19 protein-coding genes are annotated in these 23,866 nt (G+C 56.2%); 10 read left to right on the top strand and 9 right to left on the bottom strand.

Going from position 1 to position 23,866, the window contains the following annotated elements; translation table 11 throughout:
- Positions 1-40 precede the first annotated feature (40 nt).
- Both RGB73_RS18280 and RGB73_RS18275 read right to left on the bottom strand, forming a co-directional pair.
- On the bottom strand, positions 41-466 hold the full coding sequence (locus tag RGB73_RS18280) for a sporulation protein (RefSeq protein WP_396136116.1): 426 nt from the start codon (positions 464-466) through the stop codon (positions 41-43).
- Positions 467-600: 134 nt separating this feature from the next.
- Positions 601-1,890, bottom strand: coding sequence for an MFS transporter (locus tag RGB73_RS18275; protein WP_310764187.1), 1,290 nt, complete (start codon positions 1,888-1,890; stop codon positions 601-603).
- Positions 1,891-2,078: 188 nt separating this feature from the next.
- Between RGB73_RS18275 and RGB73_RS18270 the strand changes: the two genes are divergently transcribed.
- Positions 2,079-3,677: an amidohydrolase gene (locus RGB73_RS18270; protein WP_310764184.1), complete on the top strand. Its 1,599-nt coding sequence runs from the start codon at positions 2,079-2,081 to the stop codon at positions 3,675-3,677.
- Between the two features lie 64 nt (positions 3,678-3,741).
- Here the strand turns inward: RGB73_RS18270 and RGB73_RS18265 are convergent, their stop codons facing one another.
- Complete coding sequence (locus RGB73_RS18265; protein ID WP_310764182.1) at positions 3,742-6,399, bottom strand: phosphoenolpyruvate synthase; 2,658 nt, start codon at positions 6,397-6,399, stop codon at positions 3,742-3,744.
- A 90-nt stretch (positions 6,400-6,489) separates the two neighbouring features.
- Here RGB73_RS18265 and RGB73_RS18260 point away from each other — a divergent pair, with 90 nt between their 5' ends.
- Entirely contained in the window at positions 6,490-7,035 is a 546-nt protein-coding gene (locus tag RGB73_RS18260; RefSeq protein WP_310764180.1) for a GrpB family protein, read from the top strand.
- A gap of 25 nt (positions 7,036-7,060) precedes the next feature.
- Here the strand turns inward: RGB73_RS18260 and RGB73_RS18255 are convergent, their stop codons facing one another.
- Positions 7,061-7,969 (bottom strand): DMT family transporter, encoded by a 909-nt coding sequence (locus RGB73_RS18255; RefSeq protein WP_310764178.1) that lies wholly within the window; start codon positions 7,967-7,969, stop codon positions 7,061-7,063.
- Positions 7,970-8,118: 149 nt separating this feature from the next.
- Between RGB73_RS18255 and RGB73_RS18250 the strand changes: the two genes are divergently transcribed.
- Positions 8,119-8,994 (top strand): LysR family transcriptional regulator, encoded by an 876-nt coding sequence (locus RGB73_RS18250; RefSeq protein WP_310764176.1) that lies wholly within the window; start codon positions 8,119-8,121, stop codon positions 8,992-8,994.
- A 21-nt stretch (positions 8,995-9,015) separates the two neighbouring features.
- On the opposite strand, the gene RGB73_RS18245 is transcribed toward RGB73_RS18250, so the two are convergent.
- On the bottom strand, positions 9,016-9,756 hold the full coding sequence (locus tag RGB73_RS18245; protein ID WP_310764174.1) for a YwaF family protein: 741 nt from the start codon (positions 9,754-9,756) through the stop codon (positions 9,016-9,018).
- 122 nt (positions 9,757-9,878) lie between these two features.
- Between RGB73_RS18245 and RGB73_RS18240 the strand changes: the two genes are divergently transcribed.
- Both RGB73_RS18240 and RGB73_RS18235 read left to right on the top strand, forming a co-directional pair.
- Positions 9,879-10,016, top strand: coding sequence for a hypothetical protein (locus RGB73_RS18240; protein ID WP_310764171.1), 138 nt, complete (start codon positions 9,879-9,881; stop codon positions 10,014-10,016).
- Between the two features lie 278 nt (positions 10,017-10,294).
- Positions 10,295-11,887: a PTS sugar transporter gene (locus RGB73_RS18235; RefSeq protein WP_310764169.1), complete on the top strand. Its 1,593-nt coding sequence runs from the start codon at positions 10,295-10,297 to the stop codon at positions 11,885-11,887.
- A 149-nt stretch (positions 11,888-12,036) separates the two neighbouring features.
- Here RGB73_RS18235 and RGB73_RS18230 read toward each other — a convergent pair whose 3' ends face one another.
- On the bottom strand, positions 12,037-12,558 hold the full coding sequence (locus RGB73_RS18230; protein WP_310764168.1) for a Gmad2 immunoglobulin-like domain-containing protein: 522 nt from the start codon (positions 12,556-12,558) through the stop codon (positions 12,037-12,039).
- A 161-nt stretch (positions 12,559-12,719) separates the two neighbouring features.
- Between RGB73_RS18230 and aspA the strand changes: the two genes are divergently transcribed.
- A complete protein-coding gene (gene aspA, locus RGB73_RS18225) occupies positions 12,720-14,144 on the top strand; it encodes an aspartate ammonia-lyase (protein ID WP_310764166.1) in 1,425 nt (474 codons plus the stop codon).
- Positions 14,145-14,225: 81 nt separating this feature from the next.
- Here the strand turns inward: aspA and pdaA are convergent, their stop codons facing one another.
- Entirely contained in the window at positions 14,226-14,975 is a 750-nt protein-coding gene (gene pdaA, locus RGB73_RS18220) for a delta-lactam-biosynthetic de-N-acetylase (RefSeq protein ID WP_310774409.1), read from the bottom strand.
- A gap of 312 nt (positions 14,976-15,287) precedes the next feature.
- Between pdaA and RGB73_RS18215 the strand changes: the two genes are divergently transcribed.
- The 4 genes from RGB73_RS18215 to RGB73_RS18200 all read left to right on the top strand — a co-directional run bounded on the left by RGB73_RS18215 (position 15,288) and on the right by RGB73_RS18200 (position 22,158).
- On the top strand, positions 15,288-15,479 hold the full coding sequence (locus RGB73_RS18215; RefSeq protein WP_310764164.1) for a hypothetical protein: 192 nt from the start codon (positions 15,288-15,290) through the stop codon (positions 15,477-15,479).
- 146 nt (positions 15,480-15,625) lie between these two features.
- The gene (locus RGB73_RS18210) at positions 15,626-18,910 is read left to right on the top strand and encodes a DEAD/DEAH box helicase (RefSeq protein ID WP_310764162.1); all 3,285 of its coding nucleotides are present in this window, start codon (positions 15,626-15,628) and stop codon (positions 18,908-18,910) included.
- A gap of 226 nt (positions 18,911-19,136) precedes the next feature.
- Entirely contained in the window at positions 19,137-20,984 is a 1,848-nt protein-coding gene (locus RGB73_RS18205) for a CotS family spore coat protein (RefSeq protein WP_310764159.1), read from the top strand.
- 25 nt (positions 20,985-21,009) lie between these two features.
- Positions 21,010-22,158, top strand: coding sequence for a glycosyltransferase family 4 protein (locus RGB73_RS18200; RefSeq protein WP_310764157.1), 1,149 nt, complete (start codon positions 21,010-21,012; stop codon positions 22,156-22,158).
- Between the two features lie 211 nt (positions 22,159-22,369).
- Here RGB73_RS18200 and RGB73_RS18195 read toward each other — a convergent pair whose 3' ends face one another.
- Both RGB73_RS18195 and RGB73_RS18190 read right to left on the bottom strand, forming a co-directional pair.
- Positions 22,370-22,969: a hypothetical protein gene (locus RGB73_RS18195; RefSeq protein WP_310764155.1), complete on the bottom strand. Its 600-nt coding sequence runs from the start codon at positions 22,967-22,969 to the stop codon at positions 22,370-22,372.
- Positions 22,970-23,070: 101 nt separating this feature from the next.
- On the bottom strand, positions 23,071-23,694 hold the full coding sequence (locus tag RGB73_RS18190) for a LysE family translocator (RefSeq protein WP_310764153.1): 624 nt from the start codon (positions 23,692-23,694) through the stop codon (positions 23,071-23,073).
- Positions 23,695-23,866 lie beyond the last annotated feature (172 nt).

The raw sequence follows: 23,866 nt of genomic DNA, 5'->3' as shown, positions 1-23,866 counted from the left end.
CGCTTTTTTGTTTTCAGCGGTGGCCCTGCCGGGGCAAAATTTATTTGACGACGATTTTGACCCGAGTCCCATCCGGGTAATCCTCGAGCCGGTTGGCAATCCACGCGCCGGCGCCGCGGTTGTCGGCGGGCGATATGTAGGCGATATCCGCGCCGCTTCCGCCTTCCCGGCACATCGCCATGGGCCACTCGTCGCGGTCGTAATTGGGCTTGGTGGGGACGCCCTTGAGTGATTTTTCACGGTTTTTGTCTGCGCCCCTCCGGTCGATGGTACAGACCGCCGATTGTCCCTTGGCGATCGCGGAGCGGATGTGCTCGGCTGTTTGCGGGTATTTGCTGCTCGGAAATTCCAGCACGTAATCCGCTTCGATGCTGCTAGTCTGCGTTTGCGGGCTGTGCCGCTCGAAAAAGTAAGAGCCCAGCGCCAGCAAAAAGGCGATGATCAATAGGATTCGTTTTTTCTGCACGATGCTTCTCCTTGGTACGCTAGTGGAAAGCGAGTAGATTTCTTAGCTAATTATACCAAGGGAAAGACGAGTTGCATCGGGCAAAATTCCCATTTCAGCTGGACCGGATGCCGGCCATAACAAGCGGGGGAGGCTTACCGGACTTTTTCTCCTTTCAAAAACAGCGGCCTCATGCAAAACCAGGCGATCAAAGGACCCGTGCCAACCACGAGAATCAGCCAGTTTAGCGTGACCGGCGACGTGCTGAAGGAAGTCACGATCAGGAAAATGACGATGCCCAGCAGCCGCCCCGCGTCCAAGCCAAATTCCCGGAGAATGACGTATTCGACCCGATTTCGGGCGCTCTCCTCGTTGGTGCCGATCAGATCAAAGACGGTAGAAATAATCGGTACGGAAAAAAACGGATAAAACAAACCGACGGCTACGCCGAACGCAAGCAAGGTCACGTAGCTCACTTTCCAAAAGAAGAGAGTGACGGCGGCGGTCATGACCAGCGCGCCGCTAAACATTCCCCACCTGCGATAGCGCGGCTTCAGCCATTTGCCTACGGCGAAGTAGCTGACAATGCCGACCGCCGACGTGATCAGCCAGTAGTTGCCCAGCGTCATTTCGCTTTTGGTGGCGATGTACACCATGAGTCCGATAATGAATCCAAAAAGTCCTTCGCGCAGGCCTTGTCCCGCCAAAGCGGCGAACGCCCAGCGCCAATCGGCGTCCCGGCGCAAGCTCCGAACGGCGAATGTCCAGTGGTAATCACCCTCGGACTGCCGTTTTTTCAGGAAAAAGCTGATGACGACTCCGATGACGAACAAGACGAGGGACAAGGTAAAAATGAGCGTATACCCTTTTGCATCGGTCATGCGGGAGATGAGAATACCGGAGATCCAGGGCGCGAGCATGCCGCCGCCGGAAGCGAGCAGGCCTGCCCAGCCGTTGAATAGGTCTCGATTGTCCGGACCGGTGATTTCAAAGTACACGACGTTGTACGATAGCCAAAAAAAGCCGTTTGCCATTCCTTGCACCACTCCGAGGAGGGCGGCATACGCCACGACCTTGGTGCCGAGCAGCAGCACGAGCAGGTAGAACAGGGCGGAGATGGCCATGCCCAGGCGCAGTGCGTTCATTTTGTTGTAGCGCTTCACCCAGGCACCAGCCAGCCAAAACGTGAGGGCGCTTGCGAGATAGGTGGCAAACGTAAACCAGGCGATGGGAGCGAACTGGCTTTTCACCTTCCACAGGTAGACGTTGACGAACGTGCCCGACAAGGCCCCGGCCGTAATGAAGAGGACGTTGACGATCAAGAGGAGTCTGGCTTGGGTGTCGAGCGTTCCGTGCCCTCGCTGGTGCTCCTGGTCCTCCCTTTGTCCGGATTGCGGCTGCCACTTGCCAAAGGCGGGGAAGCCGGTCTTTGTCTTTTGGTGCATGTGTCTGCCCCTCCCACAGGTCGTTGAATGATGGTCCTGATCATTAACGTGCCCGAATGGGACAGGGAATAGACAAAAAGCGGCGATTTTCCAGTTGACCGCCATTTCGTCAAAAATGTGTGCCTCCGGAAGGAAAACGAAGGGACTGTGCCCGAATAAGAAGCTAGGAAACACAAAGGGGGAGAGACATGACAACGACTATCTTTACCAATGGCCGGATCTACACGGGCGATCCGCAGCATTTGCTTGTGGAAGCGCTCGTTGCCAAGGATGGCATCGTACAGGATCTTGGTTCAAACGCGGAAATGATGCTGCAATGGGGCAGGAGCGATGCCCGGATCGTCGACCTGCAAGGGTGCACTGCGACGCCAGGATTGATAGACAGCCACCTTCACTTGGGCTGGCTGGGTTTGACATTTCTTCAGCTCGATTTGAGCAAGGCTGCCTCCAAGGACGAGCTGCTGGCGCAAATCAAGCGAAAGGCGGAGCAAACGCCGCACAACGAATGGATCGTGGGCCACAGCTGGGACGAGAACCTGTTTCCAGGAGGCGGAGGGATTCCGACGATCGCCGAGCTCGATCAGGTCGCGCCGCATTGTCCGATCATGCTTTCGCGCGTATGCGGCCATGCGCACCTCGTAAACAGCAAGGCGCTGGAGATCAGTGGCTATCATGCAGGAATCGAGGTGCCTGCAGGGGGAGTGGTCGAGCGGGATCCCGCGACGGGAAAACCGACGGGCATGCTGCTGGAGACGGCCTCCAACCTGATCACGCCGCATATCCCCAAGCCCGGGTACGATCATTTGAAGCAGGCGTTGCGCAGCTCCATCCGCTATGCGCTCGAGCATGGCCTTACCGGAGCCCACACGGAAGACTGCCGCGAACTGAGGGGCCCTGCGCAGACGTACCAGCTGTACAACGAGCTGGTGGCAGGGGAAGGGCTAGGGCTGCGCTGCAACCTCCTCATCTATTATCCGTACATGGACGAATTGCGCGAGAAGAACATGCGGGCGGGCTATGGGGACAGCCACGTACAGATCGGGGCGGTGAAAATATTCGCAGACGGAGCCCTGGGCCGTCGTACGGCGTATCTGTCGGCTCCGTATGCGGACGACCCGTCGACCAGCGGCTATCCGGTGCATGAGGAGGGGGCTATGACCGAGCTGGTGCGGCAGGCTCGCGATCTGGGCATGCCGATTGCCGTCCACACCATTGGCGACAAGGCGCTGGAGATGGTCTTGGACAGTCTGGACCAATTTGCCCCTGCGGCTTATCCGGACCGGCTCATCCATACGCAAATTTTGCGTCCGGATCTGCTGGACCGCTTGGCGCATCCACATCGCATCGCGGATATTCAGCCGCGGTTTTTGGCCGGTGACTTTCCGTGGGTGATCGACCGGGTGGGAGAAGAGCGTATCCGTTATTCGTACATCTGGAAGACGATGATGGAGCGAGGGATCATATGCGCAGCCGGTTCGGATACCCCCGTCGAACCGATCGACCCATTGCTCGGGATCCATGCAGCTGTCACGCGAAAGGCGCCGGGGGAGTCTCACGAAGGGTACCTCCCACAGGAGAAGCTGACGATGCAGGAGGCCATTCATTTGTTTACACAGGGAAGCGCGGCCGTGACCCGGGAAGGCCACGTGAAAGGCACACTGTCCCGTGGGAAATACGCGGATATGACGGTCTACTCGAATGACTTGTTCTCGATGGACCCTGATGAGCTGCTCACGACCAAGGTGTTGATGACGGTCATTGGCGGCAAGGTGCAGTATCAGCGGTAGTCAAAGCAAAACAAGCCCAATGGAGATCCCTCCGGTTTTGGGCTTGTTGCCGTTATTCGAGGGACTAGGACGGAGGGTTCTCCTCCACAGCCAGTACATACCCTTGCGTCCCGTCCAGGCGAATTCGTTGTCCGTCTTTGATCAGGCGGGTAACACCTTCGATCCCGGCGACAGCAGGAATCCCGTATTCCCGGGCCACGACGGCGCCGTGCGTCATCACCCCGCCGACCTCGGTGACAAGCCCTTTCGCCTGATGGAACAACGGCGTCCAGCCCGGATCGGTAAATGGTGCGAGGATGATCTCGTCCGGCTGTATGGACGCGGCTTCCGGTTTCAGAACGATTTTGGCATAGCCTTCCACCAAGCCGGGAGAGACTGGCGTACCGACGAGAGCACCCGGCGGAAAGGCGGAGAGGTCGCGTTTGCCGACCACGACCTCGCCTTCGCTGGTCATCACCCGGGGAGGGCTCAGCTTTTGATAGTGCTCGTAAGCCTTTTTCCTTGATTCGATCAGCGACGGCAGGTCACCGCTGAATCGATCCTCCAATACCGCTTGCAGCTCCGGCAGGCCTAGAAAAAACACATCGGATACATCCGAGATCCTGCCAGTTTGCACGAGCTTTTCCGCTTCTTCCAGAACCGCCTTTTTGTACAGGTCGAGATGCAGGACGATGACGAACTTGTGGTTCTCCCTGAGGCCTCCGATGCTGCGGTAGACGGTCAGCAGCCGAGAGAGAAACGAATGCTTGAACTCGCCGTCAGGAGTCTCTTTCAGCCGTTCCAAAATGCGCCCTGCCGTTTCGTCCGCCTGAGCCGCCCCTTGCCGGAACCGCTCCCGGTGCTCGCCGGGGCCTACTGTGCGCAAGTGCCCGAGGATCGAGGCGAGCAGCATGGACGGATCTTCCCGCCAGCGCGGTCTGGCGAGATCGATTTCACCGGGGCAGCGGGCGCCGAAGTGCAGGAGGAACGTCTCCAACTGCTCGCGAAAAGCGGCTCCTCCTTCCACACTGTCCAGCCCTTCCATGAATGAGCGGGTTTGATTTTCTTGGAGATAGCGGACCAGCTCGGGGAAAGGCCGGGCCGTATCCGCCAAATCCCCGATCCTCAATCCCATCTCGGCCGTGACGTTGTGCGGAAGCGACTTTTGCAAAGGGGAAAGGTCTTCCGGCTGCTGCAGCCACCAGGTGCAAAAGAGCTGAATCAGCTGGAAGGCGAGCATGCCGGAGACGAAGTAGTGGATGTCGTTGGCGAACAAATCCTGCAGAAGCTTGCCGGCATCTTGCCCGATGGCGGCGACCCGTTCTGCGCCGGAGAGTGACGAGAGTCGTTCCTTGGTCTGGCGGATCCGCGACCGCATAAAGTCGAGAATGCCTTTGTACACTTGCTCGCTGTCCACCGCGATCAGATCTTTGAGCAATATCGTCACGATCGGGCCCGCGGCTTGGAAGAGCTGCGTTTTCAACGGCTCGATCGGATTGGTCTTCTTGAATTCATCGCGCGCAAGCACCTCCGACAGCGCCAGGCTCATCAGTTCGTCCATCTTGCTCATCATCTTCGGATAGAGCTGCTGCACGTATTCATAGCGCAGCATGTCGGTAGGGTCCATGAACAGTCGGCCGCCCGCTTCCACGATCGACTGCTTGCGCGTGCCCGTCCTGGACGGAAAGAACGTTTTCCAGAGGGAGATCGCCATCGGGGACATGGGCTCTGTCATCATTTGCTGATGACCGAACGACAGGAAGACGTGGAATTGATCGTCGGACACATCCGGGAGGGGGAACAGGGAGGTAATGGGCCGTGCCTGGAGAATATAGAGCTTCCCGCCGGCCAAGGCCCATTCGATGTCTTGCTCCGACCCGTAGTGCTGCTCGATTTGCTTGCCGATTCCCGCCAGCTCGAGGATCCGTTCATCGGGCAAGGCCTGTTTGCTTCTTTCGGAAGCAGGGATTTCCGATTTGATCGTTCCCCCTTGGGCCAGCGCGTGAATCGCTATCCGTTTGGTCGAGATGTGCTTGTCTTCGATCGCATCGTCCTTGATCTGATAGCGGTCGGGAGAAACCAGCCCGGAAACCAGCGCTTCTCCCAGGCCGAGGCTGGCCTCGATGGTGACGATGCCCCTGTGGCCGCTGACGGGATCGGCGGTAAACATGATGCCGGACACCTCAGGAAAAACCATTTGCTGGACCACGATGGCGAGCTCGACGGCCCGATGGTCGAAGCCGTTTTTCATCCGGTAGACGATCGCCCGGTCGGAGAAGAGCGAGGCCCAGCACCCGCGGATCGCGGCGAGGAGCTGGAGCTCGCCCTTTACATTCAGGAACGTCTCCTGTTGGCCGGCAAATGAAGCCGTCGGCAAATCCTCCGCCGTCGCGCTCGAACGCACGGCGTACGAATGGAGCGAACCGAGCTCGGTCCACTGCGCCAGTACAGCGGTCAGGATCTCTTCAGGAATCGGGAGCGATTCGATATGCAGCCGAAGATCGCCGCCAACCCGATGAATTTTGTCCAGTTCGCCAGGCTCCAGCTCGTCCAAGGCGCGCAGGAGGCCAGCAAATTCGCCGCTCGTCTGTGTGAGTGCCGAAAAAGCTTCCGTCGTGATGCAAAAACCGGGAGGGACGGGGAACCCTGCCCGCGTCATTTCACCCAGATTGGCCCCTTTTCCTCCAACCAGGGAAAGCGACTCTTTATCTACAGCTTGAAAAGGCAAGACGTAACGATTCAAGGGAAATACCTCCGAAGTCCTAAGCGTAGAGGGGTGCATCTGGAGTATACCCTTTGTCTGCAAGATTATGAAGAAAGAGGGGATTGAACCATGAGTGAACGGATCGAGGTCGTGGCCTATCGGGATGAATGGCCCCGCATGTTCAGCGAAAGAGCAAAGAGACTGCGCGAGGCGCTGGGGGAGCTGGCTATCCGGATTGACCACATCGGCTCGACATCTGTACCTTGGCTTGACGCCAAGCCGGTCATTGACATCCAGGTTTCCGTTGCTTCCTTTGAGCCGATGGACGAGCTCACAGACCGGATGCGTGCAGCGGGATTTGCCTACCGGAAAGAGAATCCGGACCTCAGCAAACGGTATTTTCGCGAGCTCCCCGGTGAAGAACGGACGCACGTACACGTCAGGAGGAGCGGGAGCTGGTCGGAGCAAATGTCGCTGCTGTTCCGGGATTTTCTGCGGGCACACCCGGAGCGGTGCCAGGACTACGCCGCCCTCAAATACCGGCTGGCGGAGCAGTACCGCGATGAGAGGGCACTCTACGTCGACGCGAAGTCCCCGTTTATTTGGCGCAGGCTCCAGGAGGCGCATAAGTGGAGCCAGCTGACGGGCTGGCAAGCAGGGAAAACGGATCTGTAAACAGACGTAAAAAAGGCAGGCCTGCTCAAAGTGGCAGGTCCTGCTTGGCGATCGTTGCCGTATTTTGCTTTTTTCCCCGCCGCCACTGCTTGAAGTCGATTTCGGCGATCAGCACGCTGACAAGGACGAGAGCCGCTCCGATATAACCGCGAACCGACAGTGTCTCGCCCGTAAGCAAAAATGCGAAGACGGCAGCGAAGACAGGCTCCAGCGAAAAAATCAGTCCGGTGTGGGTAGGCGATGTGTACTGTTGGGCAATGGTCTGCACGACGAAGCCGATGGCGCTGCAGAGGATGCTGAGGACGAGCACCGCCAGCCAAGCCTTTGGAGAGTGCGGGAGTCGCGGCGTCTCGATGGCAAACGAAAAGAGGAGGCCGAACAAGGCGGCGAAGCCAAGCTGGTAGACTCCGAGCTGGATGGCGTCCGACTGCGGCGCCAGTTTCCCCGTGACGATAATGTGCGTGGCGTAGCACAAGGCGGCTGCGATGCACAGCAGATCGCCGCGGCTGATCTGGAGATGCTCGGTCAGCGTGAGCATGCCGATGCCGACCACAGCGAGCGCAGCCCCGAAAAATACGCGGTTCTCCGGCCTGTTTTTCAGCAGAATGGACAACAGGGGAACGAAAATGACCGTCAGACTCACGAGAAAGCCCGCCTGGGAAGCGGCCGTCGTCTTCACTCCGGCAGTGACGGTCGCAAAGACTCCGAACAGGATCGCCCCCAGGATCAAGGCGTGCCAGACAGTTTTTCGCGAAGGACGCAGGATGCGCTTGTGAAAAAACAAAGCGGCCAAGACAAAGGCGATGCCAAAACGGATGCCGATCAGATTGAACGTCGCGAGGTCGGTCAGTCCCATTTGCATGAACAAATAGGATGATCCCCAAAAGAGGGTGACGAGCAGCATGGCGAGATCCGCTTTTGTTTGAGCTTTCAACGGTTACCTTCCTCCTAGAGCCGGGAAACAGGATGATGATGGCTGGATATTGTGTCGATCCAAGTATAAACGTATCCTATCAATAAGGAAAATGAATGTTTGTCATTCTTTGCATGAGAGAAATTTATGGGAAAGGAGAGAAGGAAGCCGTGAGTCTCAGCAAGTTTGAAGTGTTCGTCACGGTGGTCGAGTCGGGGAGCTTGACGAAGGCCGGGGAGATTCTCGGACTGACCCAGTCGGCGATCAGCCACGCCATTGCCAGTCTGGAAAAAGAATACGGCTTCACGATCCTGACGAGAGGGCGTTCCGGAATCAGCTTGACCGACAATGGAGCGCGACTGCTCAAATACATGAGAGAAATGCTGCGCTGGCAGGAGCAGATGCTGCAGGAAGTGTCGGCGATCAACGGAATCGAGGTCGGAACGGTTCGCGTCGGCACGTTTACCAGCGTGTCGACCCAATGGCTGCCAGGTATCCTCAAGCGGTTCCAAGATCAATTTCCGGCAATTCAGGTAAAGATTTTCGAGGGCTACTACGATGACATTGAAAACTGGATCACCACAGGTACGGTAGACCTAGGGTTCGTCTCCTTGCCGACAGTCGAAGCGTTGGAGACCGAGCCGCTGCATCGGGATCGGATGATGGTGATCGTCACCGATGGCCATCCCTTCAGCCAGCGGGAGAGCGTGAGCGTGGATGAACTCGCGCAGGAGGACTTCATCATGCCGACGACGGGCTGCGACAACGACCTGCAGCGCATTTTCAAGCAGTATCGCTTTTCGCCGCAGGTGAAGTACGAGCTGGGGGACGACCATGCCATCATCGCCATGGTGCAAAACGGGCTGGGCATCAGCATCCTCCCGGAGATGATCCTGTTTCGCCTTCCCCCGAATATCCGCACGATTCCATTGGAAGGCGAGCATTACCGTTCGCTCGGCATCGCTGTCCCATCCCTCAAGCATATGTCTCCGGCTTCCACTCGTTTTTTTCAATGTGTGAAGGAATGGGTACGGGAGTGGGCGTGAGGGCAAGACTGCCCTTCCTCCTCACGCATCCAGCCGTTTCGGATGGGCGGCGCGCCTGCGGAGGCGAAAAGGCAAGTACAGCAAGGTAAACAGCACGAGTGCGACGGCCTCCAGCGAAAGGATATACCACGGGTGCGGTCCCAAAAAATCGATCAGGCTGGGGTTCTCGGGCTTTCGCGAAACAAACAGGTAATTCGCCCCCGTCCAATGGTTGACGGGCAAGGCAATCAGCAGCAAAAGATTGAGAACGGCCATCGATTTTAAGACGGAAGCGAACGTCGGTCGGTAGCCGCGTACCCAAGTCATGTACAGGCAGGCCAGGACAATGCCGGCGTGCGCCACAAAGAAGTGAATGAAGCGAAAATGCGGGAAGGGGTAAAACAGCTCAGGCGTGAGCAAGGCCTGGGTCGCTCCGCAGATGCCGGCGAAGAACGTCACTTCGTACAGGCGATAGCTGCCTGTCAGCAGCATGAACATCGACAGGAGGAGCATGACGCTGCACAGCTGCAGCGGCAAAGCTTCCCCGATCGACCACGTATTCGTCCAGACATGCCAAAGCTGGAAGCAAAGCTCGGACAGCGCAAGCACGCCGGCCAACAGGGATCGGGCGAGGACATCGGCGCTTGGCTTGCGCAGCATGCGGCGGCAGATGAAAAGTACGAAGGCGAGCAGCACGGTGAGAAGCAGGCTGATCAGATGGCTTGGCGAAAACAGTTGAAAAGGCTCTAGGGCCAGCGTATACGACAGGTAGGGAGAGTTCATGGCATCCTCCAATTATTTTGTGAGAGAATTCACGAAATTTTAACACAAATCCACTGGTTGCATATCATTCCTCGGTTATAATGAAACTAGACCAATGTACATCAATGAGAGGAGATATAGTCTTGAACTTGGTATTAACGGAGAGACAGTGCAAATCGTGCCAGGCTCGCTTGACAGAGTATGAGATCGAAAACAACAGTGCCCTCTGCATGGACTGCTTCAAAGAAGAGCAAGATGCGCAAAAGGAACAGCATGACTAGGAGCGAAAGCAGCTCTAGCACCATATAAGAAACGAATTTCAATGAAACCCTCTCTGCATGCGGAGAGGGTTTCGACTTTTCGGAAAAATGGTGACGGGAAGGCCTTTTCCAATATACCATCATTTTCCTGAGTTCGATCAAGAAATTCGATTTTTCTCTTCTTTTTTGGAGGAAAAGACAGAAAGGATTGAAATTTGGCTCTTGCTTCACTAAAGTAAAGCTATGTCGATTTACCAAAGCATCGCTTTACTATAGCAAAAGCCAGGGGGCACAGACGCATGAAACGGATCGTCATCATCGGAAGCAGTGGGGGAAATTTGTACAACCTGGGAGGAAAAGATCCGCAGAAGCTGCTCAGGGAGATACAGCTCCAGGCCGGATCGGCAGGGATCGAGATCGCAGGCGTTCAGTTTATTGCGGCGGAAGGCTCCATGGATACGGCAGGAGGGAAGACAGAAGCGGCCGTCTATTCCTGGAAGGCAGAAGCGGGCGGTATCGTGGTCGCGTTTACGGGCACGCTGGAGGAGTGCAACCAGTATGTGCAAAGCACGGACGCGGAACTGGCTCGGCAGCTGACAGACGGGCTGGTGGACGGCCTCATCAGCATGAGCGCCGATCCCAATGGTACCAATGCCCAAGTGGTGGCAGCGGCAGTGAAGAAACAAATTCCGATCGTGGGGACGGGTGGAACCTCGATGGCGCTCATCAGCGCAAAAGGGGCCAATGTGCTGCTGACGTCAGGAACGACGGGCACGACGAACCGCACTCGCGCCATCAGTTTTATGACGGCCTTTGCCAAGAAGTGGGGCCTTTCCTACCGGCCGGTAATCGGCGAGGGAAAGGGAACGGGAACGGATACGTCTGCGGGCAGCCCCTGGAAGAGGATCAACATCCGAGGGATCATGATGTCGTCGCTTCCCGGCTTTATCGCGCTGGCTCTGATCCTGGCCCTCAGCAAAATTCCCGGATTGGACATGCTCAGCGGCGTGTTCGACGTCTTGATCAAGGCCCTGCCGGTGGTCATTGCCGCCATCGCAGCAAAACAAGTGTCAGACATGGAGGAAGTATCGGTCGTGGCGGGTGTTTTGGCGGGGATCTTGTCCGTAGACGGCGGCATCATCGGCGGAATGATCGGCGGGATCGGAGCAGGCCTGCTTGTCAACGTGCTGTTTCGCACGTGTATTGAGTGGAAATTTCCGACCACGACCGTCAATATCATCGCCGGAGGGGTATCCGGTCTGATCGCGGGGCTGATCGTCTACTACCTGTTGGCTCCTGTCGCCCTGCAAGCCGGAGAATGGGTGAAAGTGCTGATCGAAGGAGCCGTCTCGTACAGTCCGATTTTGGCGGGCCTCATCGCCGGGCTGCTCATATGGCCCGCGATTATCGGCGGCGTCTATCACGCTGCCATCCTCCCCATCGTCCTGTTGGAAATGGAGAAAACGGGAAACAGCTTCCTTGGCGCCGTGGATATGGTTGGACTGGTCATGGTGTCGGCGGGCATTACGCTGGCGAATATGATCCTCCCGCGTGACAAGAGCGAGGCTACTGTCGCCGCTCCGGGCTTTCTCATCAATATGGGCTTCGGCACTTTCGTTGAGGCGGCCTATCCCTTTATGTTTTCCAACAAGCTGGTATTTGCGGGCGCGATCGCATCTGCAGGAATCGCGGGGATGATGGTAGGGGTATTTGACGTGCGAGGCACGGCTTACGTTCCCTCCGTTATGGCTCCGCTGCTGTCGAACAGCATGCTGGGCTTTATCGCCGCTATGGCCAGTGGCCTGATTTGCTCGCTACTCATCACGCTGATCGCCAATCAGATCGCCAAGAAAAAAGCCGTCCAGCAAGCGGACGGAAAAGCCAGCGCCTAATCGACGCCACATGAATCGTCCCCCTGACAGCGCTTCAGCAGCGTATCAGGGGGCTTTTTTGTCAGGACTCCCGGACAGTCGCAGAGTGCTTGACGGTCATTTTGTTTTTTGGCGTGCCCATTTTTGCAAGATTGCGTTGTGGCAGGCGATTATTCCGGAAGCGGGAGGATCAGCTCGCTTCGCCGGCTGCCGTCTTTTGCGCTCGTTTCAAACAGGATCAGCGTCAGGGTGGTGTTCGGATCGGCCTTCTTCACCGTAAGCGTGTGGGTAAAGTCGCCCCAGGCAGGAGCGCCGGCGGAGGTTTGGATGGAGCCTTTCACGAGCTCGTTGTGCCCGTCCTCGACGACGTAGCTGACGACACCCTCGAATACCTGTGCCTGGCCTTTTACCTCAAACGTATCGGTCCCGGTTTTTTTTACGGTCACTTGCCGGAAAAGATCGTTGGCGTACACATCTTGCTTCTCTGAGTCTTTTTTGCCCTCGCCGGTCGTGCTGTCAGGAGATTGCGGTTCTTGCGTGGAAGGCTGTTCGGACGGTTCCGCCGGTGTTTGCGGCTGCTCGGCCACGGGTGGTTTTTGCGGCTCGGCGTCGGTGCCGGGACTGGTCGCCTGATCGCTGGCACACCCTTGCAAAAGCAAGACGGCGAAGAGGAGGACCCCGATTTTTTTCATGAAAATCCCTCGTTTCTCTGGATAGTCAAGACGCTTCACACATACTAAGACGTAAAAAGAGGAGAGTGTGTTCCACTCGAAGCGTCCATAACGTCATTTCTATGGTAAAATAGTGGCGAAGATCGTTCCACTATTATCGCAGAAAGCTGGTCGAATCCAAAATGGCAGAACAAACCTACCGAATTGAAAAAGACTTCCTCGGTGAAAAAGAAATTCCTGTCCATGCCTATTACGGCGTGCAAACGATGCGGGCGACGGAAAACTTCCCGATTACGGGTTACCGTCTGCACTCGTCCCTGATCATCGCGATGGCCATGGTTAAAAAAGCGGCAGCGCTTGCCAATATGGAGGTTTCGCGCCTCAACCCGAAATTGGGCAATGCCATCGTTACCGCCGCTGAGGAAATCATCGAAGGAAAATGGCATGATCAGTTCATCGTTGACCCGATCCAGGGGGGAGCGGGTACATCCATCAACATGAACGCCAATGAAGTCATTGCGAACCGTGGCTTGGAACTGATGGGCGAGAAAAAGGGAGACTACTTCCACCTCAGCCCGAACACGCATGTCAATATGTCCCAATCTACCAATGACGCGTTTCCGACCGCGATCCATATCGCTACGCTGGACCTGTTGGAAAAACTGCTCGTGACGATGGAGAACATGCACGATGTCTTCGGTCAAAAAGCAAGAGAGTTCGACGACGTGATCAAAATGGGCCGGACTCACTTGCAAGACGCGGTTCCGATCCGTCTGGGACAGGAGTTCGAAGCTTACCGTCGCGTGCTTGAGCGCGATATGAAGCGGATCAAGCAGTCCCGTCAGCACCTGTACGAGGTAAACATGGGGGCGACGGCAGTAGGCACCGGGCTGAACGCCGATCCTCGCTACATCACTACTGTCGTGCAAAAGCTGGCGGAGATCACGGGCTTCCCTCTGACAGGAGCGGAGCATCTCGTGGATGCAACGCAAAATACAGACGCGTACACGGAGGTTTCCGCCGCGCTGAAAGTTTGCATGATGAACATGTCCAAGATGGCAAACGACCTTCGCCTGATGGCTTCGGGTCCTCGTGCAGGCCTTGGTGAAATTTCCTTGCCGGCTCGCCAGCCAGGATCCTCCATCATGCCGGGGAAAGTCAATCCGGTTATGGCAGAGGTCATCAACCAAGTGGCGTTCCAGGTCATTGGCAACGATCACACGATTTGCCTGGCTTCCGAAGCCGGACAGCTGGAGCTGAACGTCATGGAGCCTGTGCTGGTCTTCAACCTGCTGCAATCGATCAGCATCATGGACAATGCGTTCCGTGTATTTACGCAGCACTGCCTGGCCGGTATCGAAGCCAACCGCGAACGGATGAAAGAATACGTGGAGAAAAGTGTAGGGGTCATCACGGCGGTAAACCCGCACCTGGGTTACGAAACAGCTGCGCGGATCGCCCGCGAAGCCATTTTGACCGGAAAATCCGTCCGCGAACTGTGCCTGCATTACAACGTGCTGACTGAAGAAGAACTGGATCTGATCCTCGATCCGTTCGAAATGACGCATCCGGGTATTGCCGGAGCGTCTCTGCTCGACCGAGACTAATCGATTCCCGCAAAAAAACTCCCGCGGCCGAAGGTGGTTCGCGGGAGTTTTTCCTTTGACAGGAAAAGGTGGCGGGAGCCCTCAGCGGGGCGGCAGTTGATCCAGCGCCTTGAATTCGTACCCTTGCTTCCTGGCTGCGTCGATGATAGCGCCAAGGGCATCGGCGTTGTCCTTGGAGACGGAATGGAGCAGGATGACCGCCCCTGGATGCAGTTGTGCCATCACATTGTCGTAGGCGTATTTCCATCCGCGTTGCACCTTGGTGTCCCAATCGCGGTAGGCCACTGACCAAAAGACGTTGGTATAGCCCAGCTCTTTCGTGACGCCCAGCGTCCGGTCGCTAAAGATTCCCCGGGGAGGGCGCAAATACCGCATTTCCTTTTGCCCGGTCACCTGCGCCACGGCTTCTTTTACCTTCGCCAGCTCTTCCTTGACTTTTTCGTTTGAGATCGTGGTCATGTCCGGATGGCTCCAGGAGTGGTTCCCGATGAGGTGTCCTTCTGTCGCCATACGCTTCAGCAGCTCGGGCTGGTCTTTTACATAATGGCCGGTAACAAAGAAAATGGCAGGCACCTTTCGCGCGAGCAGCGTATCGAGAATCGAGGAGGTATAGCCGTTCTCATATCCGTTGTCGAACGTCAGATACAGTTCTTTTTTCGTTGTGTCTCCGAGAAAAACGGCTCCGTGGCGATCGACGACATGCTTAAATCCTTCTTCATTAATGGAAGGGAGCTGACCGTTTTTGCTTTTTTTGAATCCGAAGTGATACGGCTGGTCCTGATAGGCGAGAGCAGCGTGGATCGGGGAGAGCAACAACAGCAATAGGCACATGCAAACGAGCCGCCATTTCGACCAGACCGGACTCTTCTGGGCAGTCAGCCTCATACCCGCTTTGTCCATTTGCAAGCTTCACGTCCTTTCTGCAAACATCTTAGTTCACTGGCTTCGAAGAAAGTTTGTCCAGTCCCTTGCCGATTATGTACAGCTTCAGGAGAGCACAGATGGAAGACGGTGGAATGATTTGGCGAAAGAGGAGTGACAACCGCTCATACCATGCTGAAGCTCCTCTCATATAGTGTAAAGTCAACGGAGTTTACGCTGACGTTTCCGCTGTGAAATCATCCAGGACCAGGAGGTGGCGGCATGGGACTGAAATGGTTGAAGTATTTGAGAGAAAAGGTCGGCGACGATGATGAGATCGTGGAAATCAAAGTGAAGGTTGAATACAGGGACGGAAGGAAGAGAAAGTACATCTTCGCAGGGAATAATCCTCCAGTCGTAGAAGACGACATCGATGAAGAAGATGAAAATGAAAATGAAGGGTTCGTGCGGTAAGGAGATTCTCTCCGTATCGAAGCCAACAAAGGTGCGTCCCCGGCGCATCTTTTTCTTTTCCTCTGCTCGTGGGCAATCTGTTATCATGAGAATATCGGCAAAAAGAACGACAGATACGTGGAAGAGAACAGAAAGGATTTGCAGCTATGGACGTTCAGTTGACACACCGCTATATTCAGCAGCGATGCGGGCATATGTCGTATGAGCGCGGGAAGGCATACCATCGCGCAAATAAAGTGACGTTTACGGATTACGATCCGGAAGGTCCGCGCTACGAAGCGACGATCAAGGGAGCGGCGAGCGATCGGGTGACCGTTGTATTTGCGGATGGCGCTGTCCAGACGGATTGCACCTGCCCCAAGCTGCGCTCCTACGATCAGGACTGCCAGCACGTAGCGGCTGTTCTGCTGGCTATCCTGGATCTGCAGGCGGACGGCAGAACACCGGCCATCCCCGAGCGGTTCGGCACAGGACGGGAGTGGAGCCGCAACGCACATGCTCCAGACGCAGCCGATCTTGCCTACGACAGGCAGCTGACCGCAAAAATGCTCGGTCTGTTTGCCCATCCGGAACGAAAAGCCGGCAAGATGCGATTTGACGCACGGACCCCTCTGGAGATCGAGTACGTGTGCAAGCTCGTTTCGTACGGCTACCAAAAATACATGTTCGGTATCGAGCTGCGAGTCGGAACCAAGCGGCGATACATTGTGAAAAAAATAAAAGAGTTTTTGGAGCGGGTCGAGCAAGGCAAGCCCTACGAGTTTTCCAGCCATTTCACCTACGAGCCCGATTTGCACTGCTTTTTGCGGGAGGACGTGGCTGTCCTCGAACAGCTGATCGAGATCGAGGCAAATGAAAAGCTGTATCGCGAGTCGTCGCACCGCTCCGCGCTCCACAGCCGCGAGACGGATACGCGGACACTGCTCGTTCCGCCTCTGATGTGGGAAATGCTGCAGCGGGCGCTAGAACAGGTCCAGGCCGTTTCGTTTGAGGCGGGCGAGAAGACGTATGATGGGATCGCGTCGTCTGATGCACCGCTGCCGTTGTCTTTTTCATTTGACCAGGGATCGCCCGCCCATTATCAGTTCGCAGTAGATGGTTTGGAAAAGGTGACAGTCCTGGATTCGTATCGTTTGGCTGTCGCAGAGGGCAAGCTCTATGAGCTGACGCCAGCCATGTGCCGCCGCCTCCAGCAGTTGAAAGGGATGCTGGCTTCTACCGGAAGGCGGCAGCTGCAAATTGGACAGGAGCAAATGGAGCCTTTTCTCGCCCAAGTCGTCCCGGAGCTGAAAAAAATCGGGAGCGTTGCGATCTCTCCCTCCGTATCGCAGAGGATGGTGCGGACGCAGCTGTCGGCCAAGCTTTACCTGGACCGGATCCGGGACCGGCTCCTGGCGGGGTTGGAATTTCAGTACGGGGATATCGTGTTCAATCCGCTGGAGGATGCCGCACTCGCAAAAGTGACCGATCTGATCGTGCTCCGAGACGGAGAGAAGGAACGCCAAATCCTGGAGTTGATGGAGGAAAGCGCCTTTACCCGTACCGAGGCCGGGTACTATCTGGATGATGAAGAAGCTCAGTACGATTTCTTGTACCACATGGTTCCCCAGCTGGAAAAGCTGGTCAGGGTGTACGCCACCTCCGCAGTCAAAGTGAGGCTGCTCACGGGCTTTGCACCTCCAAAAGTGAGAGTGGATATGGACGAGCGGACCAACTGGCTCGAGTTCCAATTTGACATCGATGGAATACCGGAAGCGGAGATTCGCGGGCTATTGCGTTCGCTGGAAGAGAAGAGGAAGTATTATCGCCTGCCCAACGGAGCGCTGCTGCCTCTTGAGAGCGAAGACTTTCAAAACATTCACCGCCTGATGGGCGAGCTGGGGATCAGCGGCGAAGAGATCGAGGGACGGACCCTCCGGATTCCGGTCGTGCGCGGATTGGCCATGCTGGACTCGGACAGCAAGGGGAAGAATGTCTCGTTTGGCAAAGCGTTCCGACATCTGCTGGAGAACATGAAGCATCCGGACAGTCTGGACTTCCCGGTCCCAGGCAGTCTGAAGAGCATTTTGCGGGACTATCAGGTGTACGGATATCAGTGGTTGAAGACGCTTGCCCATTATCACTTCGGCGGCGTTCTGGCAGACGATATGGGACTCGGCAAAACGGTGCAAAGCATTGCGTTTCTCTTGTCGGTCCTACCGGAGATCCGGGAGCGCAGGCAGCCGGCCCTCATCGTCTCGCCTGCTTCGCTCTTGTACAACTGGCAGAGCGAGCTGAAAAAATTCGCGCCAGAAGTGCGCACCGTGATCGCGGACGGCACGAAAAGCGAGAGGGCGAAGGTGTGGGGAGAAGCCGATCAAGTCGACGTCATCATCACCTCGTATCCGCTCTTGCGCCGGGATGAAACGCTGTATGGAAGCCTCTCGTTTCATACGCTCATCCTGGATGAGGCCCAAGCGTTCAAAAATCACGCCACTCAGACGGCGCAGGCGGTCAAGAGCATTCAGGCTGCTCATCGCTTCGCACTGACAGGGACACCCGTGGAAAACGGGCTGGAAGAGCTGTGGTCGATTTATGACGCCGTCTTTCCAGGACTGTTCCCGGGAAGGAGAGCCTTCAACGAAATGACCCGGGAAGCGGTGGCAAAGCGCGTCCGTCCGTTTTTGCTCCGCAGAGTCAAGGCGGATGTCCTGCGCGAGCTGCCGGACAAGATCGAGACGCTGCAGCCTTCCGCTCTGTTGCCGGAGCAGAAAAAGCTGTACGCCGCCTATCTGGCCAAGCTGCGCCAGGAGACGCTGAAGCATCTGGACGAAGAGAGTTTCCAGAAAAACCGGATCAAAATCTTGGCCGGATTGACCAGGCTGCGGCAGCTGTGCTGCCATCCCGCCTTGTTCGTCGAAGACTACAAGGGCAGCTCTGCCAAGTTCGAGCAAGTGCTGGATATCGTAGAGGAATGCCGCAGCGCAGGCAGAAGGGTGCTGCTGTTTTCCCAATTCACCGAGATGCTCGGTCTGATTGGACGAGAGCTGGGCAGTGCGGGTGTTCCGTTCTTCTATTTGGACGGGAGCACGCCCGCAGCGAAGCGCGTGGAGCTCTGCCAGCGCTTTAATGAAGGGGAGGGGAACCTGTTCCTGCTGTCGCTCAAGGCAGGAGGTACCGGTTTGAATTTGACCGGGGCCGACACGGTGATCCTTTACGACTTGTGGTGGAATCCGGCGGTGGAGGAGCAAGCTACGGATCGGGCACACCGGATCGGCCAAAAAAATGTCGTGCAAGTCATCCGACTCGTCGCAGAAGGAACCGTGGAAGAAAAAATGTACGAGCTTCAGCAGCGAAAGAAAAATCTCATTCAGGAAGTCATCCAGCCCGGCAGCGAGGCGCTGTCCAGCTTGACGGAGCAGGAAATCCGGGAGCTCTTGATGATTGGCTGAATGGGTGGATGCGATTCACTCGTTTTGGGGGCGCCTTGGTCTGTACAAACCGTACAGGCCAAGGCGCTTTTTTGTTTGAGAACGGGGGGAGAGGCAGCGGGTATCCCTGTAGTGGAGCCGAATTGGCTTATCCCCATGGCTATTTGTCCGTTTCGTGTTCAAAATGCGACGAATAATTTATTAAGAATTCGTAGAGATCTCCATAAGGCAACGTGGGGGGAATGGAATGGAACAGTATCTGATTACGCCATGGGACACCCGGACGGGGACGGAGCCGGCTCCCGTGAACTGGGATTTGCAGGTGCCTCCTGAGGTCGATGCGATAGCCGAACAGGTCATGCGCCAATACGACATGAAGGTGAGCTCTCGCACCCTGATCACTTCGAAGCCCGACAAAGGCGGAGCGATTTGGAAAATCGAGACGAACAAAGGGCCGCGCAGCCTAAAGCTCCTGCATCGCACCCCCGAGCGCAGTCTGTTCAGCGTGGGATTGCAAGATTACGTCGTTCGGCAAGGCGCAAGGGTCCCGGCTTTGATTCCCGCAAACGACGGCAAGCTGTTTGTGGAAATGGGAGGAAAGCTCTGGATCGTTACGGACTGGATCGCGCTGACCCCTGCGACAAAAGTAGATTTGGTAGGAGCTCAGGAGCTTTGTTACGGACTGGGAGAGTTTCACCGGCACACGAAAGGGTACTTGCCACCCTTTGGAGCGAAAAACTCTTCCCGCTTGTACCGCTGGCCGAATTACTACCAGAAGATCGCCAAAAAAATCGGCTGGATGAGAGAAATGGCCAAGGCGTACCGCGATACAGCCGCGAGTCCCTCGATTCTGGCGGTAGTCGACGAGTACGAGCGCCAGGCGCTGGAAGCTCTGGAACGGTTGAAAGCGTCGGCTTATCCGCGGATGGTTGCGATGGGGGAGCCGCACTGGGGACTGGTGCACCAAGACTACGGATGGTCGAACGGTCAGAACGGCCCCGGCGGTCTGTGGGTCATCGACCTCGATGGGGTTTCGTACGACTTGCCGTTTCGCGATCTAAGGAAGCTGATTACGAGCACGATGGACGATATGGGAGTGTGGGATCTGACGTGGATGCGCGGCATGATCGATGCGTATCACCAGGCAAACCCGCTGGATGCCGAATCCTATGAAGTGCTCCTGATCGACATGGCCGTGCCGAATGAGTTTTACAAGCATCTGAAAGAAATGTTCTTTGACCCGCTGACTTTTTTGAATACGGAAGCGGAAGGGATCCTGCAACGGGTCGTCGCAACCGATCGGACGAAAGCGCAGGCATTGGCGGAGCTGGCAGCGGAGCGTTCCAAATACAAGCCAGGAAGCTACGAAAGCGCTGCTGTACCTGCGGAAGTCAAGAGAATCTCGTCGGACAGCCCGTGGGATCAGCAAAGCTGGGGGCTCCAGCCACAGGAAAAGGAAGACAGGAAGGTTCCGGCTGCAGAGGAAAGCAAAAAGGGACGGCTCAAAATCAAGAAGAAAGACGCAGATACTGGCGAGAAGCGTTCCGAGCAGGAAAAGGAAAAGCCAGCCGAGGTCGTTTCGAGCCCGGTTGTTCGTCTCAAGCCTATGAAAAAGAAAGCGTCTGTACCTGCTGCGAAAAGAAAGCCGCGTGCGGGCAAGGTCAGCCAGAGGAAGGTCATCCCACTGGCGCCATACCTTTCGGAGGAAAGCAGAGCAGCTCGAAGCGGCCAGGCAAAGAAAAAGCCGATTTCCGGAGAGGCGGTCTCCTCCCCAAGCAGTAAGCCGGCAGTTCCAGCCAAAAAACCGGCTGTGAAGAAACGAGGCGCAGCTGCTGTCAAGAAAGCAGGGGGAAAGGTTGTACCGCTCAGCAAGCGTAGGGCTGCTGCTGCCAAACGGGTCAAAGGGCAGGCGGCGCAAAAGGCTGTCAAATCCATCAAGCGAGTCGGTTCAACCAAAGGCAAGACAAAGAAAGCGGCTCAGCCGGGGAAAAAGCATTCATTCACCAAAGTGCCTGCACCCAGTAAGAAGCTGAACAGGCAGGCTGCAAACAAACCGAGGCCCAAAAAAGGGGTAAAGACCAGAGGAGTGCGATGAGCCGTACGAGGAAAGGAGTATTCGGATGAAGGTAGTCATGATCTGTACAGAAAAATTGCCCGTCCCTCCAGTCCGCGGCGGCGCTATCCAGACCTATATATCAGGGATCGTCGACGTTCTTGGCAGACATCACGATGTAACCGTATTGGGAACGACAGACCCTTCGCTTCCGATGGAAGAGAAGATTCGCAATGTGCGCTATGTGAGGGTTAACGGGCAGGGCGTATTTGAGACGTATGCGGAAGAAGTCGTGCAATTTTTGCGCAATCAATCGTACGACATCATCCACGTGTTTAACCGTCCGCGGCTGGTGCCGCTGATTCGCGAAGTGGCTCCCAGGGCGCGCATCATTCTCAGCATGCACAACGACATGTTCGACCAGGCGAAAATCAATCCGGCGGAAGCGGCCGTGGCCATCGCCGAGACGGAACGGATCATTACGATCAGCGATTATGTGGGACGCGTGATTCAGTCCCTCTACCCGGAAGCGGCTCCCAAGCTGCGAACGATTTACTCCGGGGTCGATTTGCAGACATTTGTTCCGTGGGAAGGGTCGCAAGCGGCGCGGAAAATCCGCCAGGAATTGCGATCCATGCACAACTTGGGGAACAGACAGGTGATCTTGTTCGTGGGCAGGCTGACTCCGAAAAAGGGAGCAGATATCCTGGTACGGGCGATGAACGACTTGCAAAAGCATCATTCCAATATCGCGCTCGTCCTTGTAGGCGGATCGTGGTATGGGGTGGACAAAGTCAGCGACTATGTGGCGTATGTTCGTTCCCTTGCTGACCGTTCACCGATTCCGGTCATTACGACGGGCTATGTGAGCTCGGAACAAATCCATCAGTGGTTCTGGGCAGGCGATATATTCGTATGCCCTTCCCAGTGGGAGGAGCCGCTGGCCAGGGTGCACTACGAGGCGATGGCCGCAGGATTGCCATTTGTCACGACCAAACGGGGAGGAAATGCGGAGGTCATCATCGGGAACAACGGGCTCTTGGTCGAAGAGCCGGAAAATCCGCAGTCTTTTTCCACCCAGCTCAACAAGCTGCTCTCCAGTAGGGATTTGCAAAGACAGATGGGGGCAGTGGGGAGGAGACTGGCAGAAGAGAGGTTCACCTGGGACCGTGTGGCGAGGGACGTACTGCAGGTTTGGGGCGGTTCGCGGAGGTAAGTCATACGGGCCACTCAGAGTCAAAAGCCCGCTTGTCCCCACATCCGTTGGGAGAAGCGGGCAATGGCTCATTTGTCAGGTGTGTGATTGGCGCCTGTTTTCACTGTAATCGGACAAGCCTTGCACAGCATGCGAGGCTTGTCCGACGAAGGATCAGGAGTCCCGGCAGGGGGCAGTGGCCTGCGGCATTTGCCCCGTGCCAAGAAAATGCTTACCCCGAAGCGAGAGATTCCCGGTCCTCGTCACTCAAGCGCAACGAGATCGGCTCGGTTTCCGCCCCTTCGTCTTCCGCAGCGGGGGCAGCTTGTGCCGCGTAGGTCTGGCCAGGAATGATTGCGACGATACGATTGAGAGGAATCAGGATGCTGAATTCCCGCGTGCCGTCGGGAGCGGTTGCACGCAGCTCGACGATGCCTTCATCCACACGGGTCAAAGAACCCGTCTGAAATTTCCGGTTGTCCGATCCGAAATCGGAAGCCAACAGCAACTCGACGGGCTGATTCTGTTTCAAGCATTTGCGCAATTCCCTGCGAAGCCCTTTATAGCTGGCGTAGTCGGCACTCTCCTCTTCCACGTCGATCTTTACGACCGGAGCGGGGATGACAATCGGCTTCGGTGCCTCGATGTTCACGGATGGGGCATCGACCTGTACGGTAGGCACGGGAGCGGTCACGGATACTTGAGGGGCGCGGACGTGAACGCGAAGCCAGCGGCGCAGCCCAGTGACCGAATGCTTTCTGTTGCGGCCCAAGCGAGGGGATCCGGCGGGTCTGGCCCTTCTTTTCTTTCTGGCCGTCTTGGTCAATTTCATTGCACGACACCTCTCACAGTCAGACATGGATTATCATATTCAGCGAAAGAGGGTCTGATATGGACAAAAATCCCGGCGACCAAAAATGAGGCAACAGATATTTACGAATCCGACAACGCAATTCGGATGCCAATCGCCGCGTACAGGACTGCCTTGCCGTAGTTGACATATTTCCCGACAGAGGATTTGCTCAAGAGCTTTTGTCCGAACATTCCGGCGAAAACAGCGACGGTGGAGAAGAGGATGATCGTCTGAACCATGAAGACAATGCCCAGAATCATCATCTGAAAGGCTTCATCTCCAGTGCCCGGCGTGATGAACTGCGGCAAAAACGCAAGGAAAAACAGGGAGACTTTCGGATTCAAGACGTTCATGAAAATGCCGGTGCGATACAGGCGCAATGCGGACTGCTTCTGAGGCACCGCCGTCGACAGCGGGCTGCCGCCTTCTTTGATCGCCTGGTAAGCCAGGTATAAGAGGTACAGCGCTCCCGCGTACTTGACCACGTGGAAGGCAAGCGCCGAGTTATAGAGGATCGCGGTGATCCCCAGCGCAGCGGCTGTCGTATGGGCGATGACGCCGGTCGCCAGTCCCAGAGCGGTCGAAATGCCTGCTTTTCTCCCATGGGAGATGCTTTGCGCAATGACGAATAAAATGTCCGGGCCGGGTGCCAGCGTCAAGAGCACCGATACGGCCAAAAAGGAAAGGAGCAAGCTAAGATCCATCGTACACCTCCTTGCTTTCGAGTTGGGTGATTGGAACATACATTACGGGAAAATAAAGAGGGCGTCCAGAGGTTAAGGAAATTTTACTGAATCGTTCGAACTGGTAATGAAAATCAGTAGTATGATCCATAAAACGTTCATTTGCATTCTGGCGGAATCGCGCCTATAATTA

Source organism: Brevibacillus brevis (genome assembly GCF_031583145.1).
Taxonomy (GTDB): Bacteria; Bacillota; Bacilli; order Brevibacillales; family Brevibacillaceae; genus Brevibacillus; species Brevibacillus brevis_E.
The sequence above is the reverse complement of the archived record's forward strand: the minus strand, read 5'-3'. Positions and strand labels throughout refer to the sequence as shown.